Genomic DNA, 19,038 nt, shown 5'->3' on the forward strand with positions numbered 1-19,038 from the left:
AAGCGGATGAAAAGGAACAGGTAAAAGGAGGCGTTATCGGGCAATAAAAAGAGCGAAAAAATCAGGCACAAAAACATTCCCGGCTTTCATTGGCAAAAGCACGGGCTACTGAAGTTTTCAGGTTAACCGAATCAGCAAAGAAATGAATGAGCAAATGCTTCCTGAAATTGCTCCGCAGAGATTGATCGAAATGGAACGTTTGCTTGAGGCTGTCCGTTTCACTTTCATGGAGTTGCACGATATTCCGAAACATGAATTGAGGCCATATGTTACAGGAGAATTGCCTGTCATCGTGGAAATACCAGCATCAAATTAGCTACCAATATCCACAGTGTCGGAAATTTGTTGTTTTACTTTTAATCGGTTCTGCTCTTTCCATTCACAGTGACTTGGGATTCGAGCTGATGTTTAAGACGTTTAAGGTCAATGCCAGGAACTTAAGCCGATTTCTCGTCGTGACAGACGGAACTGCCCATTTTACATTTACCACGCCAGCAATATCGGCGATTGCCGTGTCCGACGGGCAGTGAAAACACAATTATCGCATCGGGGCAGCTTTCACCATTTCATACAACACATCAAAACGCCTATTCCTCCAATACAAACGGCTCTTAAGTTCCTGGCATTGCGTTTAAGGTAGATTACGCCCTTGCCCCGTATCAGGACCTGGGGGCAACGCACCGCGTCGCGCTTACCTACAGCTTCCTAAGGGAATAGGCGGGAAATCCCGTTTTCCGCAGACGGAAAGCGCGCGCATGCGGCACCGCATGCGCGCGCTTTTTCCCATTTCCCCTCCCGCCTCCGGCTAAAGTTATATAATGTCCCAATGAAGACATTTTCATTGGCGGCTGCGCTTTGCGCGGCGCTGGCTGTTTCCTGTTTTGCCGGGGATGGCGCTTCCCCGCCCCATCCGGCTTCCGGCGGGCGCGGCGGACATGCCGCAGTTGCGCGGAACAAGGCGAAGCCGCCCCGGCATGGCGCCGCTTCTCATCGCGCCAAAGCGGCGGCTGGACAGGCGTCCGCTCAGGCGCAAGACGACGCTCCCGATATAACGTTGTTTTACACCTACGACTGCGAACATTGCCTGAAAGCCAAAAAGTGGCTTGATACTTTCGCCGCAGGTCGGCCCGGTCTGCGCGCGGGTTTATACGAAATCAAAAAAAGCGCCTCAAACCGCGCCCTGTTTGAAAAATATGCCGCAAAACACGGACTGAAACCGGCATCCGTGCCTGTGTTCTTTGTAAAAGGGGGGTGCATAGCCGGCTTCACCGAGGGACGCACGGATGTTGCGATAGAGGCTGCGCTGCAGCCGCCGCGCCCCGCCGGCCTGCCCGCGCCGCAGACAACTCCGCGCAGCATCATACCGCTTTTTGGCGCGGTTGACCCGCTTACCATTCCGCTGGTCAAATTCACTGCTGTTGCCGGGTTTCTGGACGGGCTGAGCCCCTGCTCCATGTGGGCGCTGATGTTCCTGGCGGGGCTGCTGACCTGTCCCGCGTCCCGCAGGCAGAGGCTGGCAGCGATAGCGGTGTTCTCCACGGTGTCCGCCGCGGTATATTTCGCCTTCATGGTATCCTGGCTGAAAGTTTTCCTTGTGCTGGGTTTCGGCAGGTGGATAACCGTGTCGGTGGGCTGCGCGGCGGCAGCGGCGGGGGCGGTATACCTCAGGGAACTGCTGCCGGCGGATTCCGGCGGCCTGGTTGACCGGATACGCGCTCTGGAAATCAAAATGCCGGTTTCGCTCGCCGCAGTCGCGGCGCTTGCGGCGCTCTCCGGTCTTGTTTCGCTGGGCTGCACCGCGGGGGTGCCGGCTATATTTGAAAAATTGCTGTCCGTGAGGCGTATCCCGGCCTGGCAGCAGTACTGGCTTACCGGGGTTTACAGCGTGTTGTATGCCACTCCGCTGACCATTCTGGCGGTGGCCACCGCCTCGGCTGTTGAACGGCATGAACTGGACGCGCGCCAGGCCGGGGTTTTCAGAATCCTGGCCGGCGCGCTTATGGTGTTTTTCGGGCTGATGGTAATAATCATCTCCAGATGAGCTATTTCCTGCTGGCCGCGCTTAACCTGGTTTTTCTGCCCGCCGCGGCGGCTTATCTGCTCTGGTTTCTTGTTTCCCCGCGGCGCGCGCTGCTTAAGGAGCTGGCCGGGGAGCTTAAAGAGCGCGTCGCCCTCTATTCCGCCAGGCCGGATTTCAAAGGCTGCCTGTGGATTCACGGCGCCAGCGTGGGCGAGATAAAATCCGCCGCCTTGCTGGCGCAGAAGCTGCGCGCGCAAAACCCCGCCCTCAAAATACTCGTTACTGCCTCCACCTCCGCCGGCAGGGAGGCCGCGCGCGCATTTGCGGACGAGGCCGTGCTAGCCCCGCTGGATTTTTATCCGTTCTGCTCGGATTTCATGGCGGCGTTCCGCCCGTCCCGCCTGCTGGTGATAGAGACGGAGCTTTGGCCCAATATGTTCGTCTGCGCCGGGCGCAACGGGGCGGACATAAGCATAGTCAACGGGCGGCTGTCGGAAAAAAGCGCGCGGCTCTACGGGTTTATCAGGCCGCTTGTATCGCTGATGGGGGAGCATGTCTCCCTGGTCTGCGCGCAGACGGAACGCGACGCGGCGCGCTATCGCGGGCTGGGTTTTGGCGGGGTTACGGTTTCCGGCAACATCAAATATGACCTGCTGCAATCCAGGCCGGATAATGTTTCCAGGGCCGGCGAGATGATGGCCTGGCTGGGCTGGGGGGGGGCGAAAATACTGGTTTGCGGCAGCGTGCATCAGGAGGAAGAGCGGCTTTTCGTGCCCATGATACAGGCGCTCAAATCCTCCGTGCCCGGGTTCAGGCTGGTTATCGCGCAGCGGCATCTGGAGCGCGGCCCCGCGCTGGCGGCGCTGCTGGCGGAGAACAGGGTCAACTATACGCTGCTTGGCGACTGCCTTGCCGGCAGCCACTGCGCCATGTGCGACTGTCTGGTGCTGGACGAGATGGGCTGGCTGCCCGCGTTCTACGCCGCGGGGACGGCGGTCTTTGTGGGCGGGACCATAGCCCCGCGCGGCGGGCATAATCTGCTGGAAGCCGCCATAACCGGCAGGCCGGTGCTGTTTGGCGAAAGCGTGCATAACACGCCGGAGGCCGCCGCCGCGCTGCTCAAGTCCGGCGGCGGTTTGCAGATAACGCCGCAGGACGCCGCCGTAAAAATCGCCGCGCTGCTGGGCGACCCCGCCGCGCTGTCCGCCGCGGGCGCCGCCGCCCAGTCCGCTGCGGAAACCTTCCGCGGCGCGACCATTGCCGTGGCCGCCGCGCTGGCCGCGCAAAAAGCGTGAAAAAAATACTTGTGGTGCGGCTGTCCTCTCTGGGCGATATTGCGCTGACCGCGCCGGTTTACCGCAATATCAGGGCGCACTGGCCGGACGCGCGCATTTCGGTGATGGTCAAACCGCAGTACGCCGCCGCGCTGGCCGGGCATCCCTGCATAGACGAAATAATTCCGTACGAGGGTTTTTTTTCCGCGCTGGCGCGCGCCAGGGCTGGCGGATTCACGCATTATCTGGATTTGCATGCCAATCCGCGCTCGGCGCTGCTGGGCGTGATGTCCGGCATAGCGGAGAAATCCCGCTACCGCAAGGATTCGCTGGCGCGGCGGTTTTTTGTCAAATTCAGGCTGCAAAGCCCCGCGCTGGAGCGGCATGTGCTGGACCGCTATCTGGACAGCCTGATCAAATGGGGCATCCCGGTAGTCTGCGATTCTCCCTCGCTGGCGGACCTGGCGGCGGGCCGCTCCGCCGCCGCGCCCTCAAAAATCTGCATAATACAGACCGCTTTTCTGGGCGATGCGGTGCTTACCGTGCCGCTTGTCAGGCGCGCGGCGCAGCTGTTTCCGCAGGCGCGGCTGGCGGTGGCCGCCCGGCCCGAAACGGCGGATATTTTCCGCAGGCTGCCGGAAGTGGCGCAGGTAATAGTGGACGACAAGCGCGGCGCGGGCGTTGTGCGCGGCTTTACCGCGCTGGTGGAGAATTTGCGCTCGGGCGGATTTTCGCTGGCGCTTATCCCGCACCGCTCGTTTCGCAGCGCGCTGGCGGCTAAAATGGCCGGCATACCGGAGCGGGTGGGCTTTGATAAAAGCGCGGGCAGGGCGTTCCTTACCAAAACCGCGCCTTTTTCCTGGCTTTTGCATGATGCGGAGCGCAACCTGTCGCTCCTTAACGCCGTGGCCGGCGCGGGCGATTGCGTGTGCGCCGCGCTGGGCGGAGACAAGCCGCTGTCCGCCGGAATTCTGGCCTCCCTGGAGGCTGAAACCGGCTGGAAATCGCCGCTGCTTATAGGGGTGCATCCCGGCTCGGTCTGGCCCACCAAGCGCTGGCCGCCGGAGCGTTTTGCCCAGGCCATAAGGCTTATAAACGCCGCCTCCGGCGCGAAAGCCGTGCTGGTGGGCGGCAAAGGGGATGCCGGCTTGTGTTCACAAATCGCCGCCGCCTGCCCCGGCATGGCCGTGAGCATGGCGGGACGGACGGACATGCGCGGGCTTATCGCGCTGGTCTCGCTTTGCGGGATTTTCCTGACCAACGATTCGGGGCCCATGCACATAGCCTCGGCCTGCGGGGTTCCGGTGGTGGCCTTGTTCGGCCCCACCACCAAAGAGCTTGGATTTTTTCCATACGGGAAAGGCCACCGCGTCCTGCAGGCCGGCCTGCCGTGCAGGCCGTGCGCGCTTCACGGCGGGCTGCGCTGCCCGCGCGGCCATTTCCTGTGCATGCGGCTTATCACCGCGGACGCCGCCGCCCGGGCGGGGCTTGAGCTTCTCTCCGTCAAACGGTAGAATCACTGTGTGGAAAAATATCTTCTGGTCCGCACCGACAGAGTCGGCGACCTCGTTCTGACCACTCCGGCCATCAACGCCCTGCGCAAAAGCCGGCCCGCAGCGCATATAACGGTGCTGGCCAGTCCCTATGCCGCCGAAATCCTGCGCGGGCATCCCTCGGTTGACGGGATAATTCTGGACAAGCCGCTGCCGCTGCTTGCGCGCGAGTTGCGCGCGGAAAATTTTGATGTCTGCGTTCATTTTTTCGTTACTTTCAGGACCGCGCTGGCGGCCCGGCTGGCCCGCATACCGCGCAGGATAGGGCCGGCCTCCAAAATCTGGTCCGTGTTTTTCAGCGAAAGGGCGCGGCAGGACCGCTCCTCCGCGCCGGGGCACGAGGCGGATTTTAATCTGGGGCTGTTGTCTCCGCTGGGCGCGGACGCGCGCGGCGCGAAAACCTCGCTTTTCATAACCCCGGAGGAACGCGCCGAGGCGGACCGGTATCTGGCCCGCAAATGCGGACTTGCGGGAAACGGGGAGCTGTTTGTGCTGCATCCGGGCTCCAGCGGTTCCGCCCCAGCCTGGCCGCCGGAGCATTATGCCGGGCTGGCGGATAAAATAGCCGCCTCCATGCCGGAGGCGAAGGTGCTGGTTACCGGTTCTGCGCGGGAACTGCCGCTGCTGCGCCGCGTCCGTGACGCGATGTCGGGCAAAGCCGCCTTAATGGACGAGCCTGTGTCCCTGCGGCTGATGATGGCGGTGATAGCGCGCGCGCGGCTGGTGGCAACCAATTCCACCGGGCCGCTGCATATCGCGGTCGCGCTGGGGACGCCTACGGTTTCGTTTTATCCCAGACTGAAGGGCTGTTCCGCCGGGCGGTGGGGGCCGTACGGCGGCGGCCCGCATACCGTGCTGGAGCCGGAGGCGGGGGACGGACGCATGGAAACCATAACCGTGGAAAACGCTTTCAGGGCGGTCCGGGAGCGTGCGGCGGGAGTATGAAAATACTGCATCTTGGCAACGAAACCTGGGACAGCGGGCTTACCGAGTATTCGCTGGTCCTGGCCGCGGCGCAGCAGTCCGCGGGCCGGGAGGTGCTATACCTGGCGCGCGCGGGCAGCCATGCCAGCAGGCGCGCCTACAAGCTGGGCATAAAGGGCGCGGCCTTCAGAGGCTGGCGGGATTTTTACAAGCTGGTCCGCATGGCGCGGCATTTCGCGCCGGAAGTAATCAACGCGCACACGGGCGGCTCGCACACCATGGCGGTCGCGCTGAACGCGTTTCTGAAATCCCCCGCCGCAATCGTGCGCACCCGCGCCGACGCCAGGCCCGCGCAGCGCAGGCTGTTCTCCGGCCCGCTGTGGAAGCGCACCAACGGGTTCATGGCGGCCAATTCGCTCATTCTGGCGGATTTTAAGCGGCTGGGACTGTCCGGCGTGTGCGCCGACATGGTGGGCCAGGGGATTTTTGACGGCGCCCCGGCGGCAAAGCCGCCGAAAAAAGATAATATATTCAGGGTCGCGATAGTGGCGCGGCTGGACCCGGTCAAGGGCCACCGGACAGCGATAGAGGCATTCGCCCGGCTGCTGAAAACCTGTCCTCAGGCGCGGCTGGAAGTGTCCGGGGAGGATTGCAATATCTCCGCCGCGCAGCTGCGGCAGTTCACGGACAGGCTGGGAATTTCCTCTTCCGTGGAATTTCGCGGCAGAGTGCCAGACGTTTTTGAATACATGAGCGGCTTTGACGCGGGGATAGTGCCCTCTCTGGGTTCCGAAGCGGTGTCGCGCGCCGCGCTGGAATGGCAGTGCTGCGGAGTGCCGGTGGTGGCATCCGCCGTGGGCGGGCTGCCGGATATGGTTCGCGACGGCGTCAACGGTTTTCTTGTCCCGCCCGGCGACACCGCGCTGCTCGCGGCGGCGTTGTCAAAACTGGCGGCGGAGCCGGAGCTTGCCGCGCAAATGGGCAGGAGCGCGCGGGAAAATTATCTCTCCGGGCACACTCCCCAGGCGTTTGAACAGGCGGCTTACGATTTATATGAATGGGCCATTTGCGGTGTTTCACGTAGACAGCGAAAGGGCGCTTAAAGGCGGCGAGCGGCAGCTGCTTTACCTGGCTTTCCAGCTGCGCGCGCTGGGCCATTGGAACTGCATAGTCTGCCGCAAAGGCTCGCAGCTGGATATCGCCGGCAGGAAGGCGGGCTTTGACGTGATGTACCTGCCTTTTCTTTTTGAGTGGGACCCGCTGTCGGCGCTTATGCTGCGCGGCCAGATAATGCTGCGCCAGCGGCCCGGCGGCGTCGTAATCCACGCCCACAGCTCGCATGCGGCGGCGGTGTCTTTCATGGCGGCCAAGGCCGGCTTCGCGCGCCGCATAGTGAGCCGCCGGGACGAGTATCCGCTTTCCGGTTCGGCTTCCGCGAGGATGAAATACGCCTCCGCGCACAAGGTGGTCGCCGCCTCTGAGAATATACGCAAAATGCTGCTCAAGTCCGGTGTTCCGCAGCCGGGTGTGGAACTGGTCCTCGACTGCATCCCCGAAACCGGTTTCCCGTGGGACGACGACGGGCTGGACAAGTTCCGCGCCGCCGCCCGGCAGCGCCTGTTTTCGGAACTGGATATTCCGCCGGATTCGTTTTGCGTCGGCGCCATAACCGGGTTTGAAAGCCAGCGCGACCCGCTCACCTTCGTGCGGGCGGTGCCGCTGGTGCTGCAGGAGGTGCCGTGGACGCATTTCGTCATTTCCGGCTCCGGGCCGCTTTTGGGGGAGATACGGCGGCTGGCGCTGGAGCTTAAAGTGCCCCACCGGCTGCATGTGATAGGCAATTATGAGGAGCCGCTTGCGTTGATGGCGGCGTTCGACGTGCTGTCTGTCGCCTCGCGCGGGGAGGGGATAGGCGGCTCCGTTCTGGAATCCATGTCCGCGGGCACGCCGGTGGTTTCCGTGCGCGGCGCCTGCGCGCAGGAGATAATAAGCGACGGCGAAGACGGCTTCATGGTAAATCCCAGCTCGCCGGCGGAACTGGCCCGCATTATCGCCAAGCTGCTCAAATCGCCGGAGCTGTGCCGCGCGCTGCGCGGGCGCGGTTTCCAGCGTAGGAAGCGGTTCCTTTCAAAAGCCGCGGCTGAGCGCATGGTGGAGATTTATGGAGAAAATAACCCTTGCCCTCATAGCGCATAACGAGGAAAAAGACCTGCCCCGCTGCCTGGACAGCGTGAAAGGCCTGGTTTCCGGCATCGCGCTTGTGGACAGCATGTCTTCCGACCGCACCGGGGAAATAGCCGCCGCCGCCGGAGCGCGCGTGCTGCGGCGCGAGTTTGACGGCTACGCCTCCCAGAAAAACGCCGCGCTGGACCTGGCCTCCAATGACTGGATTTTGCAGCTGGACCCGGACGAAACCCTCTCGCCGGAGCTGAAAGATGAAATCGCCGCGCTTTTCGCCGCCGGTCCGCGGGCGGACGCATACTCCCTGCCGTATGTGAATTATTTCCTGGGGCGCAGAATGCGCCACGGCGGGCTGGGGGGGGAGCGGCACATACGGCTTTTCCGCAAATCCAGATGCCGGTTTGAAGGCGGCCTTGTCCACGAGGGCGTGCGCGTGGACGGGACAGTCGGCGCGCTTAAACACCCGGTTATACACAACTCCTACCCGGACATGGAGGAGTATCTGGACAAATTCAACCGCTACACCACTCTCGCGGCGAGGAAAATGCACGGGCAGGGGAAGCGGTTCAGCATTTTCAGGATATGCTTTGTCCCGCTGGAGTTCCACAAAAGATTCTTCCTCCGGCTGGGATTTCTGGACGGCTTTGCCGGGCTGGCGTGGAGCGCGGTTTCCGCATTCTATGTATTTGTAAAATATGTGAAACTCTGGCGCATTGAACAAGGAGAATGATATGACAGGACTTCTGGCGGGCGCGGCGGCTCTGGCGGTGGCGGGATTAAGCGCGAGATGGAACTGGTGGCGCGGCAAGGTCTCCGGCCTGCCGGTGCTTATGTATCACAAAATAGGAGTGCCGCCCAAAGGCTCCAAACTCGGCAATTTATGGGTTTCGCCGGAAGTGTTCGCAAAACAGGTGGATTACCTGCTGCGGCACGGCTATGCGCCGGTTTTATTCCGCGATATCGCCGCCGCCGCGCGCGGCGAGCGCGAACTGCCGCCCAATCCGGTGCTGATAACTTTTGACGACGGCTACCGCAACAATTACACCGAGGCTTACCGCATCCTGAAGGAAAAGGGCGCGAAAGGCAATATATTCCTAGTCTATAACACCCTGGGCAAAAACAACGAGTGGCACAACCCGGACAGCGAGCATTGGCTGCCCATGCTCACCTGGGAGGAGATAAACGAGATGCTGGCCTCCGGCGTGATGGACATGGGCGCACACACGATGAATCACAAGAACCTGGCTAAAATCCCGCTGGAGGAGGCGGCCTGGGAAATGCGCGAATGCAAAAAGCGGCTGGAGGAGAAGCTGGGCCATGAAATACCGTGTTTTGCCTATCCCTACGGCTCCGGCGCTTTCGTGCCGGAGGTGCGGCAGAAGGCGCTTGAGGCCGGGTTCAAGTTTGATTTCAGCGTGAAGCAGGGCATAGCTCCCTGGCCCTGGAAGCCGGAGATGGGGACCATCCGCCGCATTTTCGTGCGCGGGGACGATTTCATGCTGGACTTCCATCTAAACATGACCAGGGGCCGCGCCAGGTTTTGATGCTGCCGCAGCCGCGCAGAATTCTTATAATACAGCTTCGCCGCATAGGCGATGTGCTGCTTACCGCGCCCGCCACCGAGACGCTGGCGCGGGCTTTTCCGCAGGCGAAAATAGATTTTATAACCGAGCGTCCCTGCGACGAAGTTCTGCGCGGCAATCCCCATGTTGCGGACGTGATTATTTACGACAGGCGGCATCCGCTGAAGGCGTTTTTTGATGTCCGCCGCCGCAAATACGACTGGGTGATAGACCTGATGACAAACCCGCGCACCCGGCTGATAGCGCTGTTCAGCGGCGCGCCGCTGCGGGCCGGGCCGGCTTTTTCAAGCGCGAAATGGGCCTACAACGTCCTGCTGCCGCTGCTGGACAACAACATCTACGCGGGATTCAAAAAAGTGAAAATGCTGGAGCCGCTGGGCGTGAAGACGGACGCATGTCCGCGCCCGTTTTTTGCGCTGCCGCCTTTCGCGGCGCAATATCGGCGCGGGGTTTTTGAAGGGCTGGGCATCAGGCCGGGCGATTTGATAATCGGGCTTGCGCCGGCTTCCCGCAAAGCCACCCGGCGGTGGCCGGCGGAGCATTACGCGGAACTGGCCCGGCTGGCCGCGAAAGAGCTGGGCGCCAAAACGCTTGTTTTCTGCGGCCCCGGCGAGGAAGACATTGCCGCCGAAATAGCGGGCAAAAGCGGCGGCGCGGCGTTAATACCGCCGCCCAGCAAATCGCTGGCGGAGCTGGCCTCGCTGCTGGCGGGGCTGAAAGTGCTGGTCTGCAACTGCAACGGGACCAAGCATCTTGCCGCCGCCGCGGGGACACCCACGTTGGAGATATACGGCATGAGCAATCCCGCCAGCTGGCATTTGCCGGGCGACCCGCGCCACCGCGCCGTTTACAGAACGGACCTGCCCTGCATCGGCTGCGGCAAATCCGACTGCGATATCGGAATCAAGTGCCTCCGGGAACTGCCGCCGCAAACCGTTTTCGGCGAGTTGCGCGAATTGCTTTCCCGCCTCTAAAATCTCCGTATCTGCTGCAAGCGGCGCGATGGCGCGATTGCCGGTCTTGTTTCCACGCGCGCAATTGCCTACAATTGGCATGTTGAGCAGTTTGCTGTTTCTAAGGAGGAATAAATGCGAAAGTTTACAGCGGCGTTTGCGTTCGCGGCGATATTTGCGGTTATCGCGAATGCAGCCGAAACCGGCACCAAACTGGTGCTGTTCACGCCCGGCACCACAGCAGAACAGCGCCGGAGCCAGATTGAAGCTCTTGGCGGAAAACTTATAGCCGACTACGAGTTCATAAACGAATCCCTTGCGGATTTCTCCAACAGGGCCGCAGGCGACATCCGCGCGGCCATACGCGCCGGCAGGGCGCCCAACGCCAGCGACGTGCAGGATAACCAGCGGCGGAAATGGCTTAACGGCTCTGCCTACGGTTCGTTCCCGACGCCGGCGCAGATAGCGGGCCGCGCCTCCGTCCGGATAGACGCCGGCGACATGGCCGCGCCCGCATTTTCCGAGGCCAGACCGGCAGATTCGGCGGCGGACGCTAAAATTCCGTGGGGCATCGCGCGCGTCGGCGCCAAGGCCGCCTGGGCCAAGGGGCTGGACGGTTCCGGCGTGAAGGTTGGAATAGTGGATACCGGCATAGATCTCAAGCATCCCGACCTGTCTGGCAATATAGCCGCCACCTATAATGCGGTCAATCACACCAATAACGGCGCGGACGATCAGGGCCATGGCACGCATGTGGCCGGCACCGTCGCCGGGATGGGCGCGGGCAGCGACGGCGTTTTCGGCGTCGCCCCCAAAGCGAAAATATACGCCGCCAAGGTGCTGGGCGCCGACGGGCAGGGCGACGACAGCGCGGTTGTTGACGGCATTAACTGGACCATAGGCCAGCATGTGAAAGTCATCAACATGAGCCTGGGCGGGCCGGAAGATGTTCCGGCTTTTCATCAGGCCGTGAAGGCGGCGGCTGACGCCGGCATAGCAGTGGTTTGCGCCGCCGGCAACGATTACGGTGCCGCCGTCAGCTATCCGGCCGCGTATCCGGAAGCTATAGCCATATCGGCCAGCACTTCGGGGGATGGACTGGCGTTTTTTTCCTCCGTGGGGCCGCAGATAGCTTTCATCGCCCCCGGCGCGCAGATATACTCCACCAAAAACGGCGGCGGCTATACGACGATGGACGGCACGTCCATGGCCTCGCCGCACATGGCGGGGCTTGCCGCGCTTGCTGTTCAGGCCGGCGCTTCCGACGGCAAGGCGGTGCGCGATATGCTCAAGGCCGCGGCCTCCAAGCTGCCGCGCCTGTCCCAGGACGAGCAGGGCGCCGGGCTGGTGGATGCCGGAAAAATAGGCAAATAGGAACCGTTCCTTATTATCCGGCAGGGGCCGCCTTCGGGCGGCCCCTGCTGTTTCCCGCCATTGAAATTGAACGGGCAATAGCTTACAATGGGGTTGTTCCTGAAGGCTTTCCGCGTCAGGCCATGGGAAGGCCGAAATTCTAAGGAGGAGTTCATGCGAAAGTTTACAGCGGCATTTGCGTTCGCTGCGTTATTTGCGGTTCTGGCGAACGCGGCGGAAACCACCACCAAACTGGTGCTGTTCAAGGCAGGCACCACGGCCCAGCAGCGCCAGAGCCAGATACAAGCTCTGGGCGGCAGGCTGATAGCGGATTACGAGTTTGTAAACGAGTCCCTGGCGGATTTTTCCAACAAGGCCGTCGGGGATGTGCGGGCGATGCTTCCTTCCAGGGCGCCGAACGCGACCGGCGTGGAAAATAACGAGACGCTCAACTGGCTCAACGCGGTTTACGCCCCTCTTCCGGCTGCGGCCCAGGTGGTCGGGCAGGCGCGGCGGAATATAGACGAGGGCGCGGTTTCCACCCCCGCTTTTTCAGAGGCCAAATCGGTTGACGCCTCCGCCCAGATGCCCTGGGGCATCGCGCGCGTCAACGCCAAATCCGCCTGGGCCAGGGGGCTGGACGGCTCCGGCGTGAAAGTGGGAATTGTGGATACCGGCATAGACCTCTCGCACCCGGACCTGGCCGGCAATATAGCCGCCAGCTATAACGCCGTAAACCATGACATCAGCGCCAATGACGACCACGGCCACGGCACGCATGTGGCGGGCATAATCGCGGGAATGGGCGCCGGCGAAGACGGCGTCTTCGGCGTCGCGCCCAAGGCCCGGATATACGCGGCCAAGGGTCTTGATGCCAAGGGCAGCGGCTCCGTAAACAATATCGTGGATGCCATCAACTGGACCATAGGCCAGAAGGTCAAAGTCATCAATATGAGCCTTGGCGCGCCGCGCTCGCTGGCGGCGGTGGACCAGGCCGTCAAATCCGCGCACGACGCGGGGATAGCCGTCATCTGCGCCGCCGGCAACAACGGGCAAGCGGTGAATTATCCAGCCGCCTCTCCCGGCGCGACGGCCATAGCCGCAAGCGATTCATCCGACAATATAGCCTCGTTCTCGTCCAGAGGGCCGCAGATAGTGTTCATCGCCCCCGGAAAGGCGATATACTCCTCCTTCAAGGGCGGGCAGTACAAGACGATGAGCGGCACCTCCATGGCCGCGCCGCATGCGGCGGGGCTTGCCGCGCTGGCCGTGCAGGCGGGCGCAGCAGACGGAGACGCCGCCGTGGAAATAATGAAATCCGCCGCCTCCAAGCTGCCGAACCTGTCGCAGGACGAGCAGGGCACGGGGCTGGTTGACGCCGGCAAAATCAGCAAAAAATAATACCGGAATACGCGAAACAGCGCCCGGCGAAAACCGGGCGCTGCCTTTTTTGCGTTGTAATTGGAATTTGCAGGGTGCGGATTGAAATGGTTATAATTCTTTGCGCATCAGTCGTGCCGCGCAACCAAGGAGAAATATGAAAAAATATGCAACAACATTGCTGGCGCTTTGCACGCTGGCCAGCCTCGCCGCAGCGGAGAGAATCATCGATAAGGCGGAGTATCCTCCGGAAGTCGTAGTGGTTCACCTGGGACCCAAGCCTGCCGCGCTGGACGAAGGCAGATATCCGGACGTGAAATTCTATTACGTCCCGGCAGTGGCCATAGAAAAAGTCCCTAAAACCGTGCCGCCGGACTATAAAATGACCGGCGCTCCGGAAGCACTGGTTACATGGTACAACGCCGGGGAACAAATGGCCAACAGAGGCATGTTGTTCGATAAAAAAGGCATTGCCGCTTTTGACGGTTATATTGACCGTCAGGAAATAATTGTTGAAACGATAAGCCGCAAGACCAAAGACCCGCTTAAAGACGCTCTTAAAGACCTTGTGAAAAAAGGCAAGGATGCCGAATCTGACGATCGCGCCTTTGAGCCGGATAGCCGCAAGGGCCTGGTGGGCATCAAGATGCCGGAATTCGACGTCACGGATTCAACAGGGCAGGCTCGCCCCATACGCACGGTGATAACCGATGCCGCCAAGCCGGTTTTGGTGGTGTTCGCCTATTTCCCTGCCGATACAAAATTCGACATGGCGGCGGAAAGCAAGGCGGATGCTGACAACGCCAAGTCCGTGGGCGGCTTTTTCGGCGGCATGGCCAAGATGGCGCTTAAAAGCAAAGTCGGGGAAACTTCAGACAAGCTGACCGGGCAGGATAATAAGGTAACTTATCCTAAATTGCTCAACAGCATAGAATTGCAGTTTTTCGGCAAGGATGTTACCAAACCGAAATAAGCCGTTACCGGTCTTGTGGCAAAGCACCCGGGAATTCAAGTCCCGGGTGCTTTTTTGCGTCCCCCAAAGGCGCAGGATAGGGCCTGCGCACTAGTGATGTCTGCATAAACCTGAATGTTTCATTTGGATTGCGGGATTCGGCGAAAAATCGCTTCATACTGCCTTCACAAAATTATCCTTTCGCGCAGTGAGGCGCGCGCGGATAATTTTGTCCGGCATTATTCCGCGCTTTTCCGCCCCGGTCCTCGCAATCAACTGCGATTTCCGGGCTTATGAAAAGACGGGTGAGGTCGTGCGGAAAAAAAAGGCCATTGCGCGCCGCGCGGGTTTTTTATAAATTCTATTTATGGCAGATCCACTTGTCCCCAAAGAGATGTTTCTGACGAAAGGCATCGGCCGGCACCGCGAGAAGCTCGCCAGTTTCGAGGAAGCGCTGCGCGACGCGAAGATAGCGCGCTTCAATCTCGTGCCGGTCTCCAGCATATTCCCGCCCAACTGCAAGATACTTCCGCTTGCCAAGGGGCAGGAAAAGCTCAAAAGCGGGCAGATAGTCCACGTCGTCATCAGCCGCAACGCCAGTAACGAGAACCACAGGCTTATCTCGGCATCCGTGGGTCTTGCCATTCCCAAGGACAAGAACACGCACGGGTACATATCCGAGCATCACAGCTTCGGCGAGACGGACGAGCAGTCCGGCGACTACGCCGAGGACCTGGCCGCCATGATGCTTGCCACCATACAGGGCGTGCAATTTGATGTCAACGCCACCTGGAGCCAGAAAGAGGAAACCTGGAAAATGAGCGGCAAGATAGTGCGCAGCATGAACATCACCCAGTCCGCCATCTGCACCGAAGGCGTGTGGACCACGGTGGTAGCCGCGGCAGTATTCATCTCCTGACATGAAACGTTTCCTGGAGCCTCCCCGTCTCTGCGGCAGGGAGGCTTCGCTTTTTGCGGTAGTCCCCGTCCCGTACGAGAGAAGCACCTCGTATGGGCGCGGAGCCGCGCGCGGCCCCGCCGCCGTCCTGGACGCCTCGTCCCAGCTGGAGTTTTGGGACGAGGAGCTGGCCTGCCAGACCTGGGAGCGCGGCATTTACACCGCCCCGCCGGTCAACTGCAAGGGGCCGGTGGAAACCGTTTTCCGGCGCATGGAGGCGGTGGCGCGCGGGTATGCGGGCGGCGGGCCGGTCCCGTTTTTTATAGGCGGGGAGCATTCCATAACGCAGGCTTTGTACCGCCCCTTCCTGGAAAAATATCCCGGTCTGAGCATTCTTCATTTTGATGCCCACGCCGATCTGCGCGACCGGTACGAAGGCTCTCCCCGCAGCCATGCCAGCGCGCTTTATCCCGCCTCGCTGGAATGCCGGGTGGTCCAGTTCGGCATAAGAAGCGTCGCGCCGGAGGAGGCGTGCCGCGTCAACGCCGGCAATGTCAAAACCTTTTTCGCCCATCAGCGTATTCCCGCCGCGCGTCTTGCCGAAAAAATCTTGGCCGCGCTGGGGAAAAACGTCTACATCACTCTGGATGTGGACGGTTTTGACCCGTCGGTGATTCCCGCCACCGGGACGCCGCAGCCCGGCGGCCTGCTCTGGCATGAGACGCTGGATATATTGCGCGCAGTCTGCCGGCGCAGAAAAGTCGTGGCTGTTGACGTGGTGGAGGTAAGCCCCGTCAAAGGCCAGAGCATAAGCGAGTTCGCCGCCGCCAAGCTGATATACCGCCTGATGGGCTACCTCTCCCCGCGTTAGAACCGGCTGCCCGTATTGCCACCTGCGCTTCACCCGTTTTTTGAAGAGCTGTGGCGTGTTGGCAAACGGCAGTAAAAACGGAATCAAACCACGAAACACACGAAAAGGGAACAAAAAAGTTTCCGGCAGTTGTTTCCGCTTTGTTCCAGAGTCTTTTCGTGGTTTCGTTTAATAAGGGACACAGTTATTTTTGGCATGTGTTTCTTTGTTCGCGCGGTTGTTTCCGGCGATGCGGGGCAGCAAAATACGGCATTGTGGAAAAATGGGTGATGTCGTGTTGCGCCCGCCCCGTTGACAGAAGCCGCCGCAGGATGTATACTTACCGGTAGGTATATGAAACACTCCGCCACGGGCCATGTCTCCGACATGCGGCGCAGGATAATGGACGCCGCGCTGGATTTAATCGCCGAAAAGGGGATGGACTGCGTCTCCGTCCGGGAGATTGTGGCCCGCGTGCGCGTCACAAAGCCGGTTCTGTATTATTACTTCAAAAGCAAGGACGACCTGTGCGAGCAGTTGGGCCGACAGAGCGTGGAGGATTTGCGCGCCCTCATACGGAGCGCGCAGGAAAACAAGCAGCCCGTGGACGCGCTGCTGGAGCGGCTTTTCCTGGACATGTACGATAAGAACAAGCGGCGGCCAAGCTTTGCCAAGCTGATACTGCGGGCGATGAGCTTTCAGGGCAACTCCCGCCAGAGCGCGGACGTGCTGGCGACCAGAAAACAGCACATAAACGCCATCGCCGCCGCTTTCCGCGGGGCCGAGAAACGGGGCGAAATCCCCCGGGGCGCCGCGCGGGACCTGGCGTTTCTTTGCGGCGCTGTTTTCGGATATTTCCTTATAAGCTCCTCTCTGGGGGAAATTCCGTATGTGGACAGGGACATGCCCCGCAGGCTGGCGAAAATAATCCTTGCGGGCGTCAGGAAAAAATGAGAATTATCGTCGCGCTTTTGCTTGCATTGTCCGCAGTTCCCGCCCGCGCCGAGCAGATGTCGGTTGAGGAGGCCGTTTCCTACGCGGTTAAAAACAACATAGGCCTTTTCAACGCGCAGCAGTCGCGCGACGCGATGGAGGAAAAAGTCCGCGAATACTGGGGCGGTATCTATCCGGCGGTGAATCTGACGTCTTCGTATACCCGCAATTTCGAGCTGCAGAGCATATATTTTGACGGGCGGCAGATACCCATGGGAGCCGACAACAGCTATGCGCTGAACCTGGGGCTGTCGCAGGTGGTGTGGGCGGGGGGGAAGGTGCGCACCGGCATTCACATTGCGGAAATTTACTCGGCCTCCGCGCAGCAGCAGGTGCGCCAGACGGAAATGCTGCTTTCCAAGACGGTGCGCAACCTGTGCTATAACATAGTCCTGGCCTCCGCCACGGCTGTCATAGAGGAGGAAAACCTCCGCATCGCCAGCGAGCATCTGGACCAGATTCGCGCCCGGTACAAGCAGGGGCTTTCAAGCGATTTGGAGGAACTGCGCCAGGACGTGGAGGTTTCCAACGCGCTGCCTCCGGTTACCAAGGCGCGCAACCTGCTGGATACGGGGCTGCTGACCCTCAAAAAAACCCTGGCGATGGATTCGGAAAGGCCGCTTGCGCTCTCGCTGGCGGAGCTGCCCTCCGCCGGCGACGGGGATTTGGACGCGTTTTACAAAGCCGCCGCCGGCAACAGGCCGGAGCTTATCTCGGCGCGGCTGCAATGCCGCATGGCAAAAGAGCAGATTCAACTGGCCCGTTCGGAATTTTATCCTTATGTCAGCGCTTTCGCCGCGCGCCAGTACCAGGGCCAGACAAACAGCTCTTTCCCCGACGGCCAGCAGGGGACCTGGAGCACCAATGCCGGGCTGCAATTGAATATCTCCCTTTACGCCGGCGGTTCCAGCAAGTCGCGCGTGCGCCAGGCGGAGATAGCCAAAGTCCAGGCGGAAAAGACGCTGGAGGACACCGAGCGTTCCATCCGCATAGACGTAAAGCGCGCCTGGCTGAACCTGAAGGAGGCGCGCCAGCGGCTTGAGGCCCAGGAAGGCGGCGTGGGCCAGGCAAGAAAGGCGCTAAAGGCCGTGGAAACCCGCTTTCAGAACGGATTGTCCAGCCAGCTGGAGCTTAACGACGCCAGCCTCGCCCTCAACCGCGCGCAACTGCTGCGCGTTGAGGCGTTGCGCGACGTCTATGTGTATCTTGCGGATTTGAAATGGGCCTGCGGGCAGTGAGGTGAATTTATGAGACTATATCTGACAATCCCTGCAATCGCCGCGCTGGCGCTGTGCGGCTGCCATGACGGCGAAAAGCGCGCGCTTGAGAAGCTGGAGAAGGATCGCTTTTTAGTCAAGACCGAAAAAGCCGCCGTCCGCGATATTGACGAGGAGATTTTGCTGACCGGCTCGGTAAAGGCGATGGACGAGGCCACATTGTTCCCCCGCGTTTCCGGCAAACTGCTCAAAAACCTTGTGATTGAAGGCGACCCGGTAACCAAAGACCAGACGGTCGCGCTTATAGAGCGCGACGAGGTTGGCGCGCGCTTTGAGCCTGCCCCGGTGCCGTCCACGCTTACCGGCGTGGTGGGCCGGGTGTATCAGGATGTGGGGGCCAATGTTACGCTGGCCACGCCGATTGCGCTGGTGGTGGACCAGAGCCGGGTGCGCATCAAGGTGGACCTGCCGGAGCGGTATTCCGGCGTGGTGCGTCTGGGACAGAGCGCGCTGGCGGAGGTGGAGGCTTTTCCGGACAAGACTTTTGCCGCCAAGGTCTACAAAATAAGCCCGGTCATAGACCCGGTCAACAGAAGCGCGCTTGTGGAACTGCTGGCCGATAATTCGCAGGGCCAGCTCAAGTCCGGGATGTTTGCCAAGGTCCGGCTTATAGCGGGCAGGGCGGCGGGCGCGGTGTCGGTGCCGGTTTCCGCGCTGCAACAGGACAAAAAGGGCGATTATGTGTTTGTGCCCGCGGGTTCGGTTGCGGCCAGGCGCTATGTCGCCGCCGGCACACGCAATGTGGAATACGCGCAGATAAAATCCGGCCTGCGTCCGGGGCAGGAGGTTATCACCTTCGGGCTTTACGGCCTCAAGGACGGCAGCAAGATAGAAATGGCGCACTAAA

General features: G+C 60.9%; 18 protein-coding genes. All 18 read left to right on the forward strand.

Features of this window, described 5'->3' with window-relative positions; translation table 11 throughout:
• Positions 1 to 142 precede the first annotated feature (142 nt).
• The 18 genes from WC421_10490 to WC421_10575 all read left to right on the forward strand — a co-directional run bounded on the left by WC421_10490 (position 143) and on the right by WC421_10575 (position 19,037).
• Entirely contained in the window at positions 143 to 316 is a 174-nt protein-coding gene (locus WC421_10490; GenBank protein ID MFA5162660.1) for a hypothetical protein, read from the forward strand.
• A 510-nt stretch (positions 317 to 826) separates the two neighbouring features.
• Complete coding sequence (locus WC421_10495; GenBank protein MFA5162661.1) at positions 827 to 2,041, forward strand: hypothetical protein; 1,215 nt, start codon at positions 827 to 829, stop codon at positions 2,039 to 2,041.
• Positions 2,038 to 3,315 carry a glycosyltransferase N-terminal domain-containing protein gene (locus tag WC421_10500; GenBank protein MFA5162662.1) on the forward strand — a complete coding sequence of 426 codons (1,278 nt, stop codon included), beginning with the start codon at positions 2,038 to 2,040 and terminating at the stop codon, positions 3,313 to 3,315. The genes WC421_10495 and WC421_10500 overlap by 4 nt, the downstream gene beginning before the upstream one ends.
• Positions 3,312 to 4,808, forward strand: a complete 1,497-nt coding sequence (locus WC421_10505; GenBank protein ID MFA5162663.1) for a glycosyltransferase family 9 protein — start codon at positions 3,312 to 3,314, stop codon at positions 4,806 to 4,808. The genes WC421_10500 and WC421_10505 overlap by 4 nt, the downstream gene beginning before the upstream one ends.
• 9 nt (positions 4,809 to 4,817) lie before the next feature.
• Positions 4,818 to 5,792, forward strand: coding sequence for a glycosyltransferase family 9 protein (locus WC421_10510; protein MFA5162664.1), 975 nt, complete (start codon positions 4,818 to 4,820; stop codon positions 5,790 to 5,792).
• The gene (locus WC421_10515; GenBank protein ID MFA5162665.1) at positions 5,789 to 6,874 is read left to right on the forward strand and encodes a glycosyltransferase family 4 protein; all 1,086 of its coding nucleotides are present in this window, start codon (positions 5,789 to 5,791) and stop codon (positions 6,872 to 6,874) included. The genes WC421_10510 and WC421_10515 overlap by 4 nt, the downstream gene beginning before the upstream one ends.
• The gene (locus tag WC421_10520; GenBank protein ID MFA5162666.1) at positions 6,825 to 7,967 is read left to right on the forward strand and encodes a glycosyltransferase family 4 protein; all 1,143 of its coding nucleotides are present in this window, start codon (positions 6,825 to 6,827) and stop codon (positions 7,965 to 7,967) included. Before WC421_10515 ends, WC421_10520 begins: the two co-directional genes overlap by 50 nt.
• Positions 7,933 to 8,682 carry a glycosyltransferase family 2 protein gene (locus WC421_10525; protein MFA5162667.1) on the forward strand — a complete coding sequence of 250 codons (750 nt, stop codon included), beginning with the start codon at positions 7,933 to 7,935 and terminating at the stop codon, positions 8,680 to 8,682. The genes WC421_10520 and WC421_10525 overlap by 35 nt, the downstream gene beginning before the upstream one ends.
• A 1-nt stretch (position 8,683) precedes the next feature.
• Positions 8,684 to 9,496 (forward strand): polysaccharide deacetylase family protein, encoded by an 813-nt coding sequence (locus WC421_10530; GenBank protein MFA5162668.1) that lies wholly within the window; start codon positions 8,684 to 8,686, stop codon positions 9,494 to 9,496.
• Complete coding sequence (locus WC421_10535; protein ID MFA5162669.1) at positions 9,496 to 10,509, forward strand: glycosyltransferase family 9 protein; 1,014 nt, start codon at positions 9,496 to 9,498, stop codon at positions 10,507 to 10,509. The genes WC421_10530 and WC421_10535 overlap by 1 nt, the downstream gene beginning before the upstream one ends.
• A gap of 114 nt (positions 10,510 to 10,623) precedes the next feature.
• Positions 10,624 to 11,862 (forward strand): S8 family peptidase, encoded by a 1,239-nt coding sequence (locus WC421_10540; protein MFA5162670.1) that lies wholly within the window; start codon positions 10,624 to 10,626, stop codon positions 11,860 to 11,862.
• Positions 11,863 to 12,015: 153 nt separating this feature from the next.
• The gene (locus tag WC421_10545; GenBank protein ID MFA5162671.1) at positions 12,016 to 13,242 is read left to right on the forward strand and encodes a S8 family serine peptidase; all 1,227 of its coding nucleotides are present in this window, start codon (positions 12,016 to 12,018) and stop codon (positions 13,240 to 13,242) included.
• A 136-nt stretch (positions 13,243 to 13,378) separates the two neighbouring features.
• A complete protein-coding gene (locus tag WC421_10550) occupies positions 13,379 to 14,194 on the forward strand; it encodes a hypothetical protein (protein MFA5162672.1) in 816 nt (271 codons plus the stop codon).
• 346 nt (positions 14,195 to 14,540) lie between these two features.
• The gene (locus tag WC421_10555) at positions 14,541 to 15,092 is read left to right on the forward strand and encodes an arginine decarboxylase, pyruvoyl-dependent (GenBank protein ID MFA5162673.1); all 552 of its coding nucleotides are present in this window, start codon (positions 14,541 to 14,543) and stop codon (positions 15,090 to 15,092) included.
• A 1-nt stretch (position 15,093) separates the two neighbouring features.
• On the forward strand, positions 15,094 to 15,942 hold the full coding sequence (speB, locus tag WC421_10560) for an agmatinase (GenBank protein MFA5162674.1): 849 nt from the start codon (positions 15,094 to 15,096) through the stop codon (positions 15,940 to 15,942).
• Between the two features lie 333 nt (positions 15,943 to 16,275).
• Positions 16,276 to 16,875, forward strand: coding sequence for a TetR/AcrR family transcriptional regulator (locus WC421_10565; protein ID MFA5162675.1), 600 nt, complete (start codon positions 16,276 to 16,278; stop codon positions 16,873 to 16,875).
• A complete protein-coding gene (locus WC421_10570; protein ID MFA5162676.1) occupies positions 16,872 to 18,152 on the forward strand; it encodes a TolC family protein in 1,281 nt (426 codons plus the stop codon). The genes WC421_10565 and WC421_10570 overlap by 4 nt, the downstream gene beginning before the upstream one ends.
• Before the next feature lie 9 nt (positions 18,153 to 18,161).
• Entirely contained in the window at positions 18,162 to 19,037 is an 876-nt protein-coding gene (locus WC421_10575; GenBank protein MFA5162677.1) for an efflux RND transporter periplasmic adaptor subunit, read from the forward strand.
• Position 19,038 lies beyond the last annotated feature (1 nt).

It is taken from the genome of Elusimicrobiales bacterium, from assembly GCA_041651175.1.
Taxonomy (GTDB): domain Bacteria; phylum Elusimicrobiota; class Elusimicrobia; order Elusimicrobiales; family Elusimicrobiaceae; genus JAQTYB01.